A 15,609-nucleotide genomic window follows, 5' to 3' on the forward strand; every position below is an offset into this window, starting at 1 on the left:
CCGGAGGAGACCGTCATGACCACCACCCGCTCGTACGCCGATGCCCCCGCCCTCGCCGGCACCGACCTCGGCTGGACCGACTGGTTCGAGATCACGCAGGACCGCGTGCAGCTGTTCGCCGACGCCACCGACGACCAGCAGTGGATCCACGTCGACCCCGAGCGCGCCGCCTCGGGGCCCTTCGGCGGCCCGATCGCCCACGGGTTCCTCACGCTGTCGCTGACCGTGAAGTTCTGGACCGAGCTGTTCGACCTCGAGGGCGTGTCCACGAAGGTCAACTATGGCCTGGACAAGGTGCGCTTCATCTCCCCCGTGCCCGTCGGCGCGCGCGTGCGGATGAACGCCGTCATCGCGGAGGTCGCCGAGGTGCGCGGCGGCTACCAGTTCACGGTCGATCAGACGATCGAGATCGAGGGCGGCACGAAGCCGGCCGTCGCCGCGCGCGGGCTGTACCGCTTCTACGCCTGACCCACCCCCGCCATCCCCTTTCGACGAAGAGGTCGGACGATGCACGAACACGGTCTCGGCACCTGGATGAACCAGCGGCGGCGCAAGTCGCCCGACAAGCCGGCGCTGATCTTCGACGGCGAGGTCACGACGTATCGCTCGCTCGCCGACGACGTCGACCGCGTCGCGGCGCTGCTCGCGCGCCGCGGCGTCGCGCGCGGGCAGTCGGTGGCGTACCTGGGCGAGAACAGCCCGCGGTTCCTGCAGGTGCTGTTCGCGGCGGCGCAGCTGGGCGCCGTGTTCGTCCCGGTGAACACGCGCCTGGCCCCGCCGGAGATCGCGCACGTGCTCGTCGATTCGGGCGCGGTCGTGCTGATCCACGATCCCGAGTTCGAGGAGCGGCTCGACGGTCTCGACGCCGTCGCGGCCGGCATCCCGCGCATCTCCACGGGCGAGGGCTCCGCGGATGCACCGGGGCTCTCGGCGCTCGCGCGCGAGCTGTCGCCCGCCGACGCGCCCGCGCCCGTCGACACCGTGTTCGCCGACCCGGCCGCGATCATCTACACGTCCGGGACGACCGGGCGGGCCAAGGGCGCCGTGCTCACGCACGGGAACCTCACGTGGGTCGCGCTGAACTGCATCGTCGACTACGACGTGGTCTCCACCGACATCGCGCTCATGATCTCGCCGCTGTTCCACGTGGCCTCTCTCGGCATGGGGGCGCTGCCGGTGCTGCTGAAGGGCGCGACGCTCGTGCTCGAGAAGGGCTTCGAGGCGTCGGCGGCGCTCGCGCAGATCCAGCGGCACCGCGTCACGATGCTCTCGGGCGTGCCCACGACGTACCAGCTCCTGGCCGACCACCCCGACTGGGCGCTCACCGACCTGTCGAGCCTGCGCCGCCTCACGTGCGGCGGCTCGGCGGTGCCGACGCGCATCCTCGACGCGTTCGAGCTGCGCGGCCTGTCGTTCACGCAGGGGTACGGCATGACCGAGACCTCCCCGGGCGCAACCTCTCTCGCCCCCGACGCGACCCGCCGCAAGCAGGGCAGCGTCGGGCTGCCGCACTTCTTCACCGACGTGCGCGTCAGCCGCGAGGACGGCGGGCCGGCGGCGCCCGGCGAGATCGGCGAGATCGAGATCGCCGGACCGAATGTCTTCGCCGGCTACCACGACAACCCCCAGGCGACGACGGCCGCCTTCACGTCGGACGGCTGGTTCCGCTCGGGCGATCTCGGCTACCTCGACGACGAGGGCTTCCTCTTCATCGCCGACCGGCTGAAGGACATGATCATCTCGGGCGGCGAGAACATCTACCCCGCCGAGGTCGAGAACCTCTTGAGCGACATCTCCGCCGTCACCGGCGTCGCCGTCATCGGCCGTCCCGACGAGCGGTGGGGCGAGGTGCCGGTGGCCGTCGCGACCGTCGCCGCGGGCACCGAGCTCGATCTCACCCGCGTGCGCGCGCACCTGGACGGCAGGATCGCGCGCTACAAGATCCCGAAGGACGTGATCGTCGTGGACGAGCTCCCGCGCACCGCGTCGGGCAAGATCCGCAAGGCCGACCTGCGCGCACGCTTCGCCCGCGTCAGCTGACGCGGGCGGCGAAGTCGCGCACGCCCGGGAAGGCGAACGCGCGGTGGCGGGCGGTGAACACCTCCGCCGAGCGCGCGGCCGGCCAGTCCTCTCCCATGTACTCCGCCGGCAGCCGGGGGTCCACGCGCAGGAGCGCGAGCCAGTCGGCGACCAGCAGGACGTGACGCGTGAGCGCGGGCAGGTCGGCCGCTGCATCCGGGTCGTCCCAGGACGCGATGAACTCGTCGTGCGCACGGCGGATGCCGGCGACGTCCCACGCCACGCGCACCGCGTCGGCCATCGGGTAGCCCGGAAGCTCGGATGCGGCGAACGCCGTCACCGCGCCCGCGGGGAGGTCGCCCTCGACGCCGTCGAGCACGGCGGCGAGGTCCACCTCGCCGGGCGCGATCCACAGCCCGTCGCGGAGGGCCGCGAACCCGGCCCACGTGAGCGCCGCGCGCAGGCGATGGCGGAGCGCCCGGCGGTCCTCCGGCAGCGTGAAGGCGACGACCGTCCACCCCTCGCCCTGCGGCGCGAACGGCTCGGCGCCCTTGACGCGCTCGGCGGCGTCGCGCAGCACGTCGCTGCCGTGGGCCGTCAGCTCGAACCCGACCTCGCGGCCGAGGCGGCGGCGCGCGAGCAGTCCGCTCTCCACCATGCGGTCGAGATTCGTGCGCACCGCCGCCGCCGCGATCCCCGCCGGCTCGAGGGCGCCGATGAGGACCGATGCGCGCAGCGGCTCGAAGTACTGATCGCACACGTACTCGCCGAACAGGGCGAGCAGCAGCTGGCGGGGCTTGCGAGCGAGGACCGAGCCCTCGACGGCGACGGGGCGCACCGCCTCCAGGGCCCTGGTCACGCCGCCGGCGCCGCGGGACGGACGGCTTCGCCGCGCTTGGCGCGCTGGATCTGCTCGTAGACGTGGGTGCGCAGCGCCGTGAACCGCGGCAGCGCGCGCGTGGTGATCTGGTCGCGCTCGTCGGGCAGGTCGACGTGCACGTCCTCCTGCACCCACGTCGGCGACTTCGACAGCACCACGACGCGCTCGCCGAGGTACACCGACTCGTCGATGTCGTGCGTCACGAACAGGATCGACATACCGCGCTCGCGGTGCAGGGTCCGCACGAGGTCCTCCAGGTCGGCCCGCGTCTGCGCGTCGACGGCGGCGAAGGGCTCGTCCATGATGAGCACCTCGGGCTGATACGCGACGGCACGCGCGATCGCGACGCGCTGCTGCATCCCGCCCGACAGCTGCCACGGGTAGCTGCGCGCGGCGTGGTCGAGCCCGACGGCACGCAGCGCGTCGTCGACGAGCCGGTCGCGCTCGTCGCGCGACAGGCGCTTGTGCTTGAGCGGCAGCTCGACGTTGCCGCGCACCGTGAGCCACGGGTACAGGCTCCGGCCGTACTCCTGGAAGACCAGCGCCATGTTCGGCGGCGGTGCGGTCACGGCCTTGCCGTGCAGCTCGATCGAACCCGACGTGGGCTTGAGCAGTCCCGCGATGCACTTGAGCAGGGTCGTCTTGCCGCATCCGGACGGCCCGACGATGCACACCAGCTCGCCCGCATCCATCCGGAACGTGATGTCGCCGATCGCCTCGACGCTGCCGGTCGACGAGTCGTAGACCTTCCGCAGCCCCGTGACGGTGAGCAGGTTGTCAGGCACGTTCCACCTCCGTGATTCCGTGATACCACCGCAGCACGCGTCGCTCGACGAGCGAGAACAGCACCGCGAGGAGCACGCCGATGAGTCCGAGCAGGACGATGCCGCCCCACATCTGGGCGATCAGGTAGTTCCGCTGGAAGTACACGATGCGATATCCCAGGCCCGAGGACGAAAAGAACATCTCCGAGATGACCATGAGGATCAGCGCGATCGACAGCGCCTGGCGCACGCCCGCCATGATGCGGGGGCTCGCGGCCGGCAGCACGAGATAGCGCAGCCGCTCAGCGCGCGTGAGCGAGTACGACCGTGCGGTCTCGGTCATGACGGCGTCGGTGCCGCGCACGCCGTCGATCGTGTTCAGCAGCACGGGCCACACCGATCCGGCCACGATGACCGTGATCTTCATCGCGTCCGTCGGTCCGAGCAGCACCGCGACGACGGGGATGAGCACGGGCGGAGGGATCGCTCGGAAGAACTCCAGCAGCGGCTCGAGCAGCTCGCCGAGCCATCGCACGAGTCCGATGATCGCGCCGAGGACCACGCCCAGGACGATCGACAGCGCGGCGCCGACGGCCAGGCGGCCGAGGCTCGGCAGCACGTCCTGGACGAACGCCGGACCGACCCACGTCTGCACGAACGCGTCGCCGATGACGAGCGGACTCGGGAAGAACGGCGAAACCGTGAAGGTCGCCCATACGCCCCACACGACGAGGAGGACGATCGGCAGGCCCAGCGCGAACGCCGTGCCCGACAGGGCGCGCCGCAGCATACGCCGCCGCGGGCGGGGCGTGACGACGGTGCTCGTGTAGAGGGTCACAGCACCTCCTCCCCGCGGACGGACTGGTGCCACGACAGCGCGCGGCGCTCGATGAGACGGAACACGAGGTTCACGAGGAGTCCGAGCAGACCCGTCGTGATCACGAGCGCGTACACCTGCGGGTAGTCGCCGGCCGACTGCGCGAAGATCAGCGCGCGGCCGAGTCCGGGGTTGCCGATGAACATCTCGGCGGTGACGGCGAGGATCAGCGCGACGGCGGCGGCGAGGCGCACCCCCGTCATGAGGTAGGGCAGCGCCGTGGGCAGCACGAGGTTCACCACGCGCGACCACCGGCCGAGCCCGAAGCTGCGGGCGGTGTCGCGCGCGACGGCGTCGACGTCGGCCACGCCGTAGAGCACCTGCACGAACACCTGCCAGAACGACGCGAAGACGATGATCACCAGCGCCGCCTGCGGCTGGATGCCGAAGACGAGGATGCACAGCGGGATGAGCGCGACCGACGGGATGGGGCGGAGGAACTCGACCGTGGTATGCGTCGCGCGCCGCAGAAACGGCACGAGTCCGATGACGGTCGCGAGCACCGTCGCCGCGACGGTGGCGATCACGAGCCCGATCGCCCACGTCGAGAGGGTCCGTCCGACGTTGCGCCAGAACTCCAGGTCGCCGAGGTCGACCGCCAGGCGCGGCAGCACCGTCGTCGGCGGTGGGAAGTAGCGGCCGTCGAGAAGTCCCAGGGTGGGCACGAGCTGCCACACCCCGACGAACAGGACGATGCCGAGCGCGCCGAGCCCGGCGCGGCGCGCCGCGCGGCGCCGGCCCCGCCCGCGCGCACGCGGGGAGGACGGCGCCGTCGCGGGCGCGCTCGCGGGAGCGTCGGCCGCCGGCGCGGGAGCGGTGGACGGCATGGTGTCGTCGGTTCCGGATGCGGCTTACTGCTGCTGCACGAGACGGTCGAAGTCGGGTGCCTTGTCGAGCACCGTGAACTCGACGGCCGTGTCGGCGAGCTTCTGCAGGTTGTCGACGTCGAGGTCCCACGTGAAGCTCGGCAGCGTGATGCCGGCGGCGGCCTCTGCGGGGATCTTCAGGTTCGTGGCGATCGCGTCGCGCACGGCCTGCTCGTTCTCGCTCGCCCACGTCAGCGCCTCCTCCATCGCGGCGGAGTAGTCGGCGACCAGCTGCGGGTCCTCGTCGAGCAGCTTCTGCGTCGTGATGTTGGTCAGCACCGACAGGCCCGGGATGGTCGCCTGGTAGGGCGAGACGACCTTCGTGCCGCCGCCGCCGACCACCATCGACATGAAGGGATCCGGCACCCACGCGGCGTCGATGCTGCCCGCCTCGAGCTGCGCGGGGGCGTCGGGGAAGGCGACCTCGACGAACTGGATGGTCGAGGGGTCGCCGCCGGCGTCATGCACCGCCTTCATGATCGTCACGTCGCCCGCAGCGCCCAGGCTGTTGACCGACACGCGCTTGCCTGCCAGGTCGGCGGGGCCCGTGATGCCGGAGTCGGCGAGCGCCACGACCGCGTTGACGTCGGGCCCGTCGGCGATGCTGTCGGCGTAGTCGCCGATCATCACGATGCCGAGGTTCTGCAGGTCGGCCCGGAACGGGCCGAAGGGCTGGCCGATCGCGAACTGGATGTCGCCGCTGAGGAGGGCGGGGATCGCCTGCGCGCCACCCTGCGCGGGAACGACCTCGATGTCGAGGTTGTGCTCGGCGAAGATGCCCGCGTCGATCGCGGCCCACAGGGCGCCGGTCTCGGCGATCGGCAGGGCGGCAACGCGCACGGCGCGCGTCTCGCCTCCGGCGTCGCCGCTGCCGGACGGCGCGGCAGAGGGCGAGGCGGCCGAGTCGCTGCATCCGCTGAGGGCGAGGGCGGCGACGGCCAGCACGATGAGCGGGGCGAGACTCTTCTTCATCGGAGGGCCTTTCGTGACGGCGGACGAATCCTCCGGCAACGCCAGTGCCTGGGCGACGATGCGCATCACCTCACGGCGACACTGCCGGATTGGTCATCATGGTCGCCCGTAGAGTCGTCGACTGTCAAGGTTTTCTCGACGGGCGTCAGATTTTCGATAAACGATTTTCGGCGCCGTGCGCCTGCGTGAACGCGGGGCGGGGTGCATAGCTGCACACCCTGCGAGGCGGCGCGGTCGGCCCCCGTCACACGACGCGGGGCGATGCCGCACGCACGGCAGAATGAACGGATGGCCTCTCCGTCCGCGCCCCTCGCCGATCACGCGTGCCTCATCGTCCACGGCACCGACCGCCCCGGCATCATCGCCGCCGTCTCGACCCTCATCGCGCGCAACGGCGGGAACATCGTCGCCCTGGACCAGTACTCCGACGACCCGCGCGGCGGCGCCTACTTCCAGCGCGTCGTGTTCCACCGCCCCGATCTCGCGGCGTCGATCCCCGCGATCGAGGAGGATCTCGCGCGCACGCTCGGGCAGGGCTTCGAGCTCGAGTGGACCCTCACCGACCAGTCGGTGCCCAAGCGCATGGCGATCCTCTCCTCGAAGCAGGACCACTGCCTCCTCGACCTGCTATGGCGGCACCGGCGCGGCGATCTGCCCGTGACGATCCCGATGGTCATCTCCAACCACACCACCTCGGCCGACGACGTCCGCTCGTTCGGCGTGCCGTTCTTCCACGTCCCCTCGGTCGCCGGCCCCGACAAGAGCGCGTCGGAGGAGAAGATCCTCGAGCTCCTCGTCGGCAACGTCGACGTCGTGGTGCTCGCGCGGTACATGCAGATCCTCTCCCCCGCGTTCCTCGAGCGCCTGGGCGTGCCGGTCATCAACATCCATCATTCGTTCCTGCCGGCCTTCATCGGCGCCGACCCGTACAAGAAGGCGAAGGACCGGGGCGTCAAGTTGATCGGCGCGACCTCGCACTACGTGACCGGCGACCTGGACGAGGGCCCGATCATCGAGCAGGACACCGTGCGGGTGACCCACGCCGATTCCGCCGCCGAGCTCGCCCGCCGCGGCGCCGACGTCGAGCGCCAGGTGCTCTCGCGCGCCGTGCTCTGGCACGCGCAGGACCGCGTCATCCGCCACGGCAACCACACGATCGTCTTCTGACGCCGGGCCCGGGCGCTGCTCGGGAGGAGATCCCGCTTCGGGAGGGCGAATTCGCGCGATTCGACCTCCGCACGCCGGATCTCCTCCCGAGGCGTCGGCCGGGGCGGACGCGCCCGGGTGGAGGGGCGTGCGCGAGAATCGAGCAATGCTGAGCGAGGGCGAGCGCGCCGAGCACCGGGCCCTGAGCGAGCGCGCGTACGGCCGCGGCGTCGACCGCCCGTTGTCGGCCGAGGAGGCGGACCGACTCCGCGAGCTCGAGGACCGGCGGGCGGCCGCACGGCGGCCGGGAGCCGCCCCGCCCCCCGCACCGGCCGCGGCGCACCCCGCCCCGGCCGCCGACTCCACGGACGCACGCGAGCGGGAGGCGGCGCCCTCCGCGCTGCCCGGGCGCGGGTCGGATGCGGCGACCGCCGCCGAGGCGGAGCATCCGCCGTCGCCCGACCCCGCCGCGTCGGCCGCCGCATCGGCGGCGAAGCCCCGCACGGCGCGGCGGTGGCTGCTGCCCGTCGTCGCCGCGGTGTGCCTCGCGGTAGGCGGAGCGGCGGGATGGGCCGTCGGACACGAGCCGCCGCCGGAGTCTGGCGCGAGCGGACCGCCCGAGCTCGCCCGGCCGGCGACCGACGAAGACGCCATGAACGCGTCGGGACTGCTCATCGACCCCGGCTCCACCCGCTTCGTCGCCCGGATAGACGGCGTCGACGTCTTCCTCGCGCGCGCCGTCGACCCCGGCGCATCCGTGTGCCTCGTCACGGTGTCGCCCGCGACGGGCCCGAGCGCCGGCTGCGGCGAATGGTCACCGACCACGGGCGGCATCTCGGTCGGCCTCAGCGACGACGTGACCGTCGCGATCGGCCCGGTCGCCCCCGGCCGCGCCCCCGGCTCGGCCTTCGCCCTCTCCGAGACGGTCTACGCCATCCGCTCCGAGTGAGCCGCGGCGGCGCGCTCGGGGAGGGGATCCGGGCACGGGAGGGCCGAATCGCCCAATCCGCCCTCCGCAGGGCGAATCTCCTCCCGAGGCGCTCCCGCATGGGGGCGCGGCTCAGGAGCCTGGGAAGGCGCCGAGGTCGGTGACGGTCGCGGATGCGGCGTCCCACCGCCGCAGCGACGCCGCGGCGCCGGCGAGCTCGCCGCCCACGACGGCGAGCGCGCGCTCGAGGTCGGCGACGCGCAGGCGCCGCGCGAGCGTGACGTGCGGCGTCCACGCGCCCGGCGCGGTGTGGGGGCGATCGTCGCCCCGCCCCGCGGCGGCGTGGACGGCGCCGTGGAGCGCGAGGAGCTCGGGCGAGGGGACGACCGAGCGCGCGAGCACGCGCCACTCCCCCGCACCGAACAGGATCGGCGCGCCGAGCACGAGCGGCACGGGGCGGCGCAGCAGCGGCGCAGCGTCGAAAGCCGCGAGCGCATCGCGCACGAGGAGCGTCACGTGCGGGCGGTTGCTCGCACCGGTGTGCGCGCCGGCACTCGAGAGCCCGGCCGCGGCGAGCGCGTCCCATTCGGCGCGGACGGCGGCCTCGAGCGCCGCATCCGGCACGATCTCGACGCTGACGATCGGCGCGCCGGTCAGAAGACGTACTCCATGAGCTCGAGACCGAGCACGCGGAACGCGTCGTGCGCGCGCAGCCGGTGCGCGATCGAGAGGTCGTCGAAGCACACGATCAGCGCGTACGACACGCCCGCGCGAGGTCCGGCCAGCACGCCGGCCTCGGCTCGGACGCCGTCGTCGCGACCGGTCTTGTTGACGAACAGCAGACCGTGGTCGTCGTTCTCGTGCGCGAACGGGTCGAGTCCGGTCGCCGAGGCGACGAGGCTCAGATCGGTGTTCAGGCTCAGCCATTCCGACACCTGCGCGCTCACACGCGGGTCGACGATGCGCGAGTTCACGAGGCCCGCGAACAGCGACGCGAGCTCGCGCGCCGACGACAGCGCCACCCGCGGTGCGTCGTCGGGTCCGCGCCGGTCGCGGAACCGGTCGAGCAGCGCCGAACGACCGAGGCCCAGCGCCTCGAGACGCGTGCGCACCGCCGGCAGGCCGACGCGCTCGAGCAGGGCGTTGGCGGCGAGCGCGTCGCCGACGGATGCGGCGAGCACCGCGACGTCGATGAGGGGCAGCGCGGGCGCCTTGAGGTGCTGCCACACCCCCGCCACCGCGACGGGGTCGAGCGCGGAGCGGTCGACGATGTCGAGCGGGTTCAGGCGGCCGTCCTCGAACGCCGCGGCGACCTCGACGAGCAGCGGCACGACGCCCAGGCCGCCGACCGGAAGCGTGTCGTTGTCGTCGCCCGCGAGCACGGTCGTGCCGCGGTCGAGGTCGTCGATGCGCACCGCGACCCGGGCGCCGGATGCGGCGAGGTCGTCGAGCGCCCGCAGCGTCGACGTGAACGACCGCCGCCCCGCGCCCGTGCGCCGCGCGGGGCGGCGCCCGCCCTCGCGCCCTGACGCGCGCAGCGTCGGCTCCCCCGCTCGCAGCGGTGTGTCTCGAGGCGATTCGGGGACCGTTCCCACCGCAGTGCTCCTCGTTCGATCCGGGATGAGCAGTTCAGCAGATCTGGGTGAATGGCAGGCGACTACCAGATGGTCACACGCTTGTCGGGATCGAGCCACAGCCCATCGGTCGGCGTCACGTCGAAGGCGTCGTAGAAGGCGTCGACGTTGCGCACGATCTGGTTGCAGCGGAACTCGTTCGGCGAGTGCGGGTCGATCGTGAGCAGTCGGATCGCCTCGGCCTCGCGCGACTTCTGCTGCCAGATCTGCCCCCAGCTCAACAGCAGCCGCTGGAGACCCGTGAACCCGTCGATGACGGGCTCGTCGGCGCCCTGGAGCGACAGGCGGTATGCCGTGATCGCGATGCCGAGGCCGCCGAGGTCGCCGATGTTCTCGCCGATCGTCAGCGCGCCGTTGACGTGGTGCTCGTCGGCCAGCCCCTGCGGCACGAGCGCGTCGTACTGCGCGATGAGGGCCGCGGTCCGCTCCTCGAACGCTGCGCGGTCGGCCTCGGTCCACCAGTCCCGCAGCGACCCGTCGCCGTCGAAGCGGCTGCCCTGGTCGTCGAAGCCGTGACCGATCTCGTGCCCGATGACCGCGCCGATGCCGCCGTAGTTGGCCGCCGCATCCCGCTCGACGTCGAAGAACGGGTACTGCAGGATCGCGGCGGGGAACACGATCTCGTTCATGAGCGGGTTGTAGTACGCGTTGACCGTCTGCGGCGTCATGTACCACTCGTCGCGGTCGATCGGCTGGCCGACCTTCGCGAGCTGGCGGTCGTGCTCCCACACGTGCGCGCGCCGCACGTTGCCGACGAGGTCGCCCGCGTCGATCTCGAGGGTGGAGTAGTCCTTCCACCGCACCGGGTAGCCGATCTTCGGCGTGAAGGCGTCGAGCTTCGCGAGCGCGCGCTCACGCGTCTGCGGGCTCATCCACTCGAGCTCCCGGATGCTGCGCCGGTAGGCCTCGACGAGGTTCGCGACGAGCTCGTCCATCGCCTCCTTCGCCGCGGGCGGGAAGTGGCGCTCGACGTAGACGCGGCCGACGGCCTCGCCCATGGCCGCCTCGACGAGGCCGACGGCGCGCTTCCAGCGCTCGCGGTTGACCGGGACCCCCGTCAGCTGGGTGCCGTAGAACGCGAAGTTCTCGGCGACGAAGTCGTCGGACAGGAAGGCCGCCGCGGCGTGCACGATCTTGAAGCGCAGCCACGCCTTCCAGTCCTCGAGCCGCTCCTCCACGAGCAGCGTGCCGAAGGACTCGAGGAAGCTCGGCTGGTACACGACGACCTCGGCGAACGCGTCGGGGTGCCCGGGGGCGATGCCCTCGCGCCACGGCGCCAGGTCGATGCCGGCGAGCGAGAGCGCCTGCTCCCACGTCCGCAGGTTGTACGTCTTCACCGCGTCGCGGCTGTCTTCGCGCGACCAGTGGTGGGTCGCGAGCTCCGTCTCGAGCGCGAAGACGCGATCGGCGGCGGCCGCCGCATCCGCGACGCCCGCGAGGCCGAGGATGCGCTCGATGTGCGCGCGGTACGCCGTGCGGGTCTCGTCGAAGTTCTCGAGCCGGTAGTAGCTCTCGTCGGGCATCGAGATGCCGCCCTGGTAGAACACCGGGATGTAGCGCTCGGGGTTGCCCGGGTCGGGCTCGACGAACAGGGCGATGAGACCGCTGATGCCGTCGCGCTCGAGCTCGCCGATCGTGCGCAGAAGGCTCGGGATGGAGTCGACCCGATCGGCGGCCGCCAGCTGGTCGGCGAGCGGGCTCACGCCGACCTCCTCGATGCGCGCGGTGTCCATGAAGCTCGTGTACAGGTCGCCGATCTTGCGCGTCTCGGTGCCGGGCTCGGCGCCCTGGGCCTCCTCGATGATGGCGCGCACGTCCTTCTCCGCCTGCTCGGCGATGAGGTGGAACGAGCCCCAGCGGGCCTTGTCGTCGGGGATCTCGGTGCGCTCGAGCCAGCGGCCGTTGACGTGTCGGAAGAGGTCGTCCTGCGGGCGGATCTCGTCGCTGAGCTCCTCCAGCTGAAGACCCGAACGGGGGGTGTCGGTCATCCGTCCAGGATAGGCCGCCGAATCTCCGCGCCGGCCGAGAGCCCGGCCGCGTCGTCGGCACGCGGGTGCTCGTGTGGCGCTTGGCGCCGCATCCGCGAGTTGCGGGAATCGGCTCCCTCAGCCGCCGATTCACGCACCACGGGCGGCGGATGCGCCGGAGGACCGGGTCGGCGGCGCGCCCTAGGCTCGGACGGGTGACCACCCGGCGCGACACGCTCAACCGCGACATCCTGCGCCTGGCCGTGCCGGCGCTGGGCGCCCTCATCGCCGAACCGCTGTTCCTCCTCGTCGACTCCGCGATGATCGGCCACCTCGGCGTCGCGCCGCTCGCCGGCCTCGGGATCGCCTCCGCGGTGCTGCAGACGATCGTCGGCCTCATGGTCTTCCTCGCGTACTCGACCACGCCGGCCGTCGCGCGGCGCTTCGGAGCCGGCGAACCCGGCCGCGCCGTGTCGGTCGGGATCGACGGCATGTGGCTCGCCCTCGCGATCGGCGCGGCGCTCGCCCTCGCCGGGTCGCTCACGACGCCGTGGCTCGTCGGCCTGTTCGGCGCGGAGCCCGCCGTCGCCGCGCAGGCGGTCACGTATCTCGGCATCTCGATGTGGGGGCTGCCGGCGATGCTCATCGTGTTCGCCGCGACCGGGCTCCTGCGCGGGATGCAGGACACGGTGACGCCGCTGTGGATCGCCGGGGCCGGTTTCGGGGCGAACGCGGTGCTCAACTTCCTCCTCATCTACGGGTTCGGCTGGGGGATCGCCGGATCCGCGTTCGGCACGGTGCTCGCGCAGTGGGCGATGGTGGGCGCCTACGTGCTCGTCGTGGGCAGGCTCGCGCGCCGGCACGCGGCCTCCGTCCGCCCGCAGCGCGACGGCGTGCGGGGATCGGCCCGCTCGGGCGGCTGGATGTTCCTGCGCACCGTGAGCCTGCGCGCGGCGCTCCTCGCGACGGTCGCCGTCGCGACCGGCCTCGGTCCGGACGAGCTCGCCGGGTGGCAGGTCGTGTTCACGATCTTCTCGGCGGCCGCGTTCGCGCTCGACGCCCTGGCGATCGCCGCGCAGGCCCTCGTCGGCAAGGGCCTCGGCGCCGGCGACGAACGCGAGGTGCAGCGGGTGCTTCGCCGCACGACCGCGTGGGGGGTGTGGTTCGGCGTGCTCGTGGGCGGCGTCATCGCCGCCGCATCCGGGGTCATCGGCATCGTCTTCACGGGCGACGCCGCGCTCGCCGCGCTCATCCAGCCGGCACTCCTCGTGCTCGCGGTCGCCCAGCCGGTCTCGGCCGTCGTGTTCGTGCTCGACGGCGTGCTGATCGGCGCCGGCGACGCGCGCTACCTCGCGATCGCCGGCGGGCTGAACCTGCTCGTGTACGCCCCCGCGCTCGCGCTCGTCATCGCGTTCGCCGGCTCCGGCGCGGTGAGGCTCGTGTGGCTGGGCGCCGCGTTCTTCGGCGCCTACATGCTCGCGCGGCTCGTCACGCTCGGCTGGCGCGTGCGGGGCCGCACATGGATGGCGATCGCGGTCTGACGAACCGCCCTCACGCCCAGCGGCGGCACCACTCGTACATGACGACGGCCGCCGCGGCCGACGCGTTGATCGAGCGCGTGGAGCCGTACTGCGTGATCTCCACGACGGCGGATGCGGCGGCGAGCGCCTCGGGCGAGAGCCCCGGGCCCTCCTGACCGAACAGCAGGACGCAGCGCTCGGGAAGCTCGGCGCGGTCGACCGGCACCGAGCCGTCGACGTTGTCGATCGCGAGGACCGGCAGGCCGGCCGCATCCGCCCACGCCGCGAAGGCCGCGACGTCGTCGTGATGGCGGACGTGCTGATAGCGGTCGGTGACCATCGCGCCCCGGCGGTTCCAGCGCCGCTTGCCGATGATGTGCACCTCGGCGGCGAGGAACGCGTTCGCGCTGCGCACGATCGAGCCGATGTTGAGGTCGTGCTGCCAGTTCTCGATCGCGACGTGGAAGGGGTGCCGGCGCTCGTCGAGGTCGGCGACGATCGCTGCCATGCGCCAGTACCGGTAGCGGTCGACGACGTTGCGCCGGTCGCCCTCGGCCAGCAGCTCGGGGTCGTAGCGGTCGTCGTCCGGCCAGGCGTCGGGTCCGCCCGGCCACGGGCCGACCCCCACGGGCAGCCGCGGCTCGTCGTCCTCGCGATCGCCCGCGCCCGCCGCATCCGTCACCCCCTCACGGTATCGGCCGGCCGGATGCGGCGGCACAGGCGGGGGCCGGGAGGTTTCGGGCTCCCGAAAGATCCGCTAGGTTTTCGGCATGCCGAAAACGGAGGTGCGAGAGGCCGCGGTGCGGGGCGCGTCGACGCGGCGCGTCGCGTGGCTGCTGGGGCCGGCGTTCGTCGCGGGCGTCGCCTACCTCGATCCCGGAAATGTCGCGAGCAACATGACCGCGGGCGCGCGCTTCGGCTACCTGCTCGTGTGGGTCGTCGTCATCGGCAACGTCATGGCATGGCTCATCCAGTACCTCTCGGCCAAGCTCGGCATCGTGACGGGCCTGAGCCTGCCTGAGACGCTCGGCCGCCGCATCCGGTCGCCGTGGGGCCGGCGCGCGTACTGGCTGCAGGCGGAGCTCGTGGCCATGGCCACCGACATCGCCGAGGTGATCGGCGGCGCCGTCGCGCTCAACCTCCTCTTCGGCGTGCCACTCGTGTGGGGCGGCCTCGCAACCGGCGTCGTCTCGCTCGCGCTGCTCGTGCTGCAGTCGCGCGGGGGCGCGCGGCCGTTCGAGTTCGTCGTGATCGGGCTCGTCGCGATCATCGCGATCGGCTTCGCCTACGGCGTGTTCATCGCCCCGCCCGACGGCGGCGCCGTCGTCGGCGGCCTCCTCCCCCGCTTCGAGGGCACCGACTCGGTGCTGCTGGCCGCCTCGATCCTCGGCGCGACGATCATGCCGCACGCGATCTACGCCCACTCCGCCCTCGCGCGCGATCGCTTCCGCTCCGGCGGTTCCGACGCCGGGTTCGGGACGCGCCGGCTGCTGCGCGCGACGCGCTGGGACGTGACGATCGCGATGGCGATCGCAGGCACCGTGAACCTCTGCATCCTGCTGCTGGCCGCCGCGAACCTCGCCGGCGTGCCCGGCACCGACTCCCTCGAGGGCGCGCACGCCGCCCTTGCGCAGAACCTCGGCGGCATGGTCGCGACCCTCTTCGCCGTCGGACTGCTCGCGAGCGGCCTCGCCTCGACGTCGGTGGGCGCCTACGCGGGCGCCGAGATCATGCACGGCCTGCTGCGCGTGCGCGTGCCGCTCGTCGCGCGGCGGCTCGTGACGCTCGTCCCCGCGCTCGTGATCCTCGCCATCGGCGTCGACCCGACCCTGGCGCTCGTGCTCAGCCAGGTCGTGCTGTCGTTCGGCATCCCGTTCGCCCTCATCCCGCTCGTGGCGGTGACGGCGCGCCGCGACGTGCTGGGCGAGCACCGCAACCGGCCGCTCACGACGGCGGCGGGGGTCGTCGCATCCGTGTTCCTCGTGACCCTCAACGGCATCCTCCTGTGGCTCGTCTTCACCGGCGGATAGCCTGAA

15 protein-coding genes are annotated in these 15,609 nt (G+C 72.5%); 6 read left to right on the plus strand and 9 right to left on the minus strand.

Features of this window, described 5'->3' with window-relative positions; all coding sequences use genetic code 11:
• Nucleotides 1-15: 15 nt before the first annotated feature.
• Nucleotides 16-468, plus strand: coding sequence for a MaoC family dehydratase (locus tag EI169_RS15390; RefSeq protein ID WP_125133096.1), 453 nt, complete (start codon nt 16-18; stop codon nt 466-468).
• A 39-nt stretch (nt 469-507) separates the two neighbouring features.
• A complete protein-coding gene (menE, locus tag EI169_RS15395) occupies nt 508-2,040 on the plus strand; it encodes an o-succinylbenzoate--CoA ligase (RefSeq protein WP_125133097.1) in 1,533 nt (510 codons plus the stop codon).
• On the opposite strand, the gene EI169_RS15400 is transcribed toward menE, so the two are convergent.
• From EI169_RS15400 to EI169_RS15420, 5 genes are read right to left on the minus strand one after another with little or no spacing between them, the layout of a single operon-like run.
• Nucleotides 2,033-2,878 (minus strand): PaaX family transcriptional regulator C-terminal domain-containing protein, encoded by an 846-nt coding sequence (locus EI169_RS15400; RefSeq protein ID WP_240640491.1) that lies wholly within the window; start codon nt 2,876-2,878, stop codon nt 2,033-2,035. The two genes, menE and EI169_RS15400, sit on opposite strands and share 8 nt — an antisense overlap.
• On the minus strand, nt 2,875-3,684 hold the full coding sequence (locus EI169_RS15405) for an ABC transporter ATP-binding protein (protein ID WP_125133098.1): 810 nt from the start codon (nt 3,682-3,684) through the stop codon (nt 2,875-2,877). Before EI169_RS15405 ends, EI169_RS15400 begins: the two co-directional genes overlap by 4 nt.
• On the minus strand, nt 3,677-4,501 hold the full coding sequence (locus tag EI169_RS15410) for an ABC transporter permease (RefSeq protein ID WP_125133099.1): 825 nt from the start codon (nt 4,499-4,501) through the stop codon (nt 3,677-3,679). The genes EI169_RS15405 and EI169_RS15410 overlap by 8 nt, the downstream gene beginning before the upstream one ends.
• The gene (locus EI169_RS15415; RefSeq protein ID WP_125133100.1) at nt 4,498-5,367 is read right to left on the minus strand and encodes an ABC transporter permease; all 870 of its coding nucleotides are present in this window, start codon (nt 5,365-5,367) and stop codon (nt 4,498-4,500) included. The genes EI169_RS15410 and EI169_RS15415 overlap by 4 nt, the downstream gene beginning before the upstream one ends.
• Before the next feature lie 24 nt (nt 5,368-5,391).
• Entirely contained in the window at nt 5,392-6,378 is a 987-nt protein-coding gene (locus EI169_RS15420; protein ID WP_125133101.1) for an ABC transporter substrate-binding protein, read from the minus strand.
• A gap of 288 nt (nt 6,379-6,666) precedes the next feature.
• Here EI169_RS15420 and purU point away from each other — a divergent pair, with 288 nt between their 5' ends.
• Both purU and EI169_RS15430 read left to right on the plus strand, forming a co-directional pair.
• Nucleotides 6,667-7,545, plus strand: a complete 879-nt coding sequence (purU, locus tag EI169_RS15425; protein WP_125133102.1) for a formyltetrahydrofolate deformylase — start codon at nt 6,667-6,669, stop codon at nt 7,543-7,545.
• Between the two features lie 145 nt (nt 7,546-7,690).
• The gene (locus EI169_RS15430; protein ID WP_125133103.1) at nt 7,691-8,473 is read left to right on the plus strand and encodes a hypothetical protein; all 783 of its coding nucleotides are present in this window, start codon (nt 7,691-7,693) and stop codon (nt 8,471-8,473) included.
• A 111-nt stretch (nt 8,474-8,584) separates the two neighbouring features.
• Here EI169_RS15430 and EI169_RS15435 read toward each other — a convergent pair whose 3' ends face one another.
• From EI169_RS15435 to EI169_RS15445, 3 genes are all read right to left on the minus strand, one after another.
• On the minus strand, nt 8,585-9,076 hold the full coding sequence (locus EI169_RS15435; protein WP_240640492.1) for a 2'-5' RNA ligase family protein: 492 nt from the start codon (nt 9,074-9,076) through the stop codon (nt 8,585-8,587).
• A 29-nt stretch (nt 9,077-9,105) separates the two neighbouring features.
• Nucleotides 9,106-9,990, minus strand: coding sequence for a serine hydrolase (locus EI169_RS15440; protein WP_125133534.1), 885 nt, complete (start codon nt 9,988-9,990; stop codon nt 9,106-9,108).
• A 119-nt stretch (nt 9,991-10,109) separates the two neighbouring features.
• Complete coding sequence (locus EI169_RS15445) at nt 10,110-12,074, minus strand: M13-type metalloendopeptidase (RefSeq protein WP_125133105.1); 1,965 nt, start codon at nt 12,072-12,074, stop codon at nt 10,110-10,112.
• Between the two features lie 194 nt (nt 12,075-12,268).
• Here EI169_RS15445 and EI169_RS15450 point away from each other — a divergent pair, with 194 nt between their 5' ends.
• A complete protein-coding gene (locus EI169_RS15450) occupies nt 12,269-13,594 on the plus strand; it encodes an MATE family efflux transporter (protein ID WP_240640493.1) in 1,326 nt (441 codons plus the stop codon).
• Nucleotides 13,595-13,604: 10 nt separating this feature from the next.
• Here the strand turns inward: EI169_RS15450 and EI169_RS15455 are convergent, their stop codons facing one another.
• Entirely contained in the window at nt 13,605-14,255 is a 651-nt protein-coding gene (locus EI169_RS15455; RefSeq protein WP_125133107.1) for a TrmH family RNA methyltransferase, read from the minus strand.
• 88 nt (nt 14,256-14,343) lie between these two features.
• Between EI169_RS15455 and EI169_RS15460 the strand changes: the two genes are divergently transcribed.
• Entirely contained in the window at nt 14,344-15,603 is a 1,260-nt protein-coding gene (locus tag EI169_RS15460) for an Nramp family divalent metal transporter (RefSeq protein ID WP_125133108.1), read from the plus strand.
• Nucleotides 15,604-15,609 lie beyond the last annotated feature (6 nt).

This window comes from Microbacterium sp. 10M-3C3, assembly GCF_003931875.1.
GTDB lineage: Bacteria > Actinomycetota > Actinomycetes > Actinomycetales > Microbacteriaceae > Microbacterium.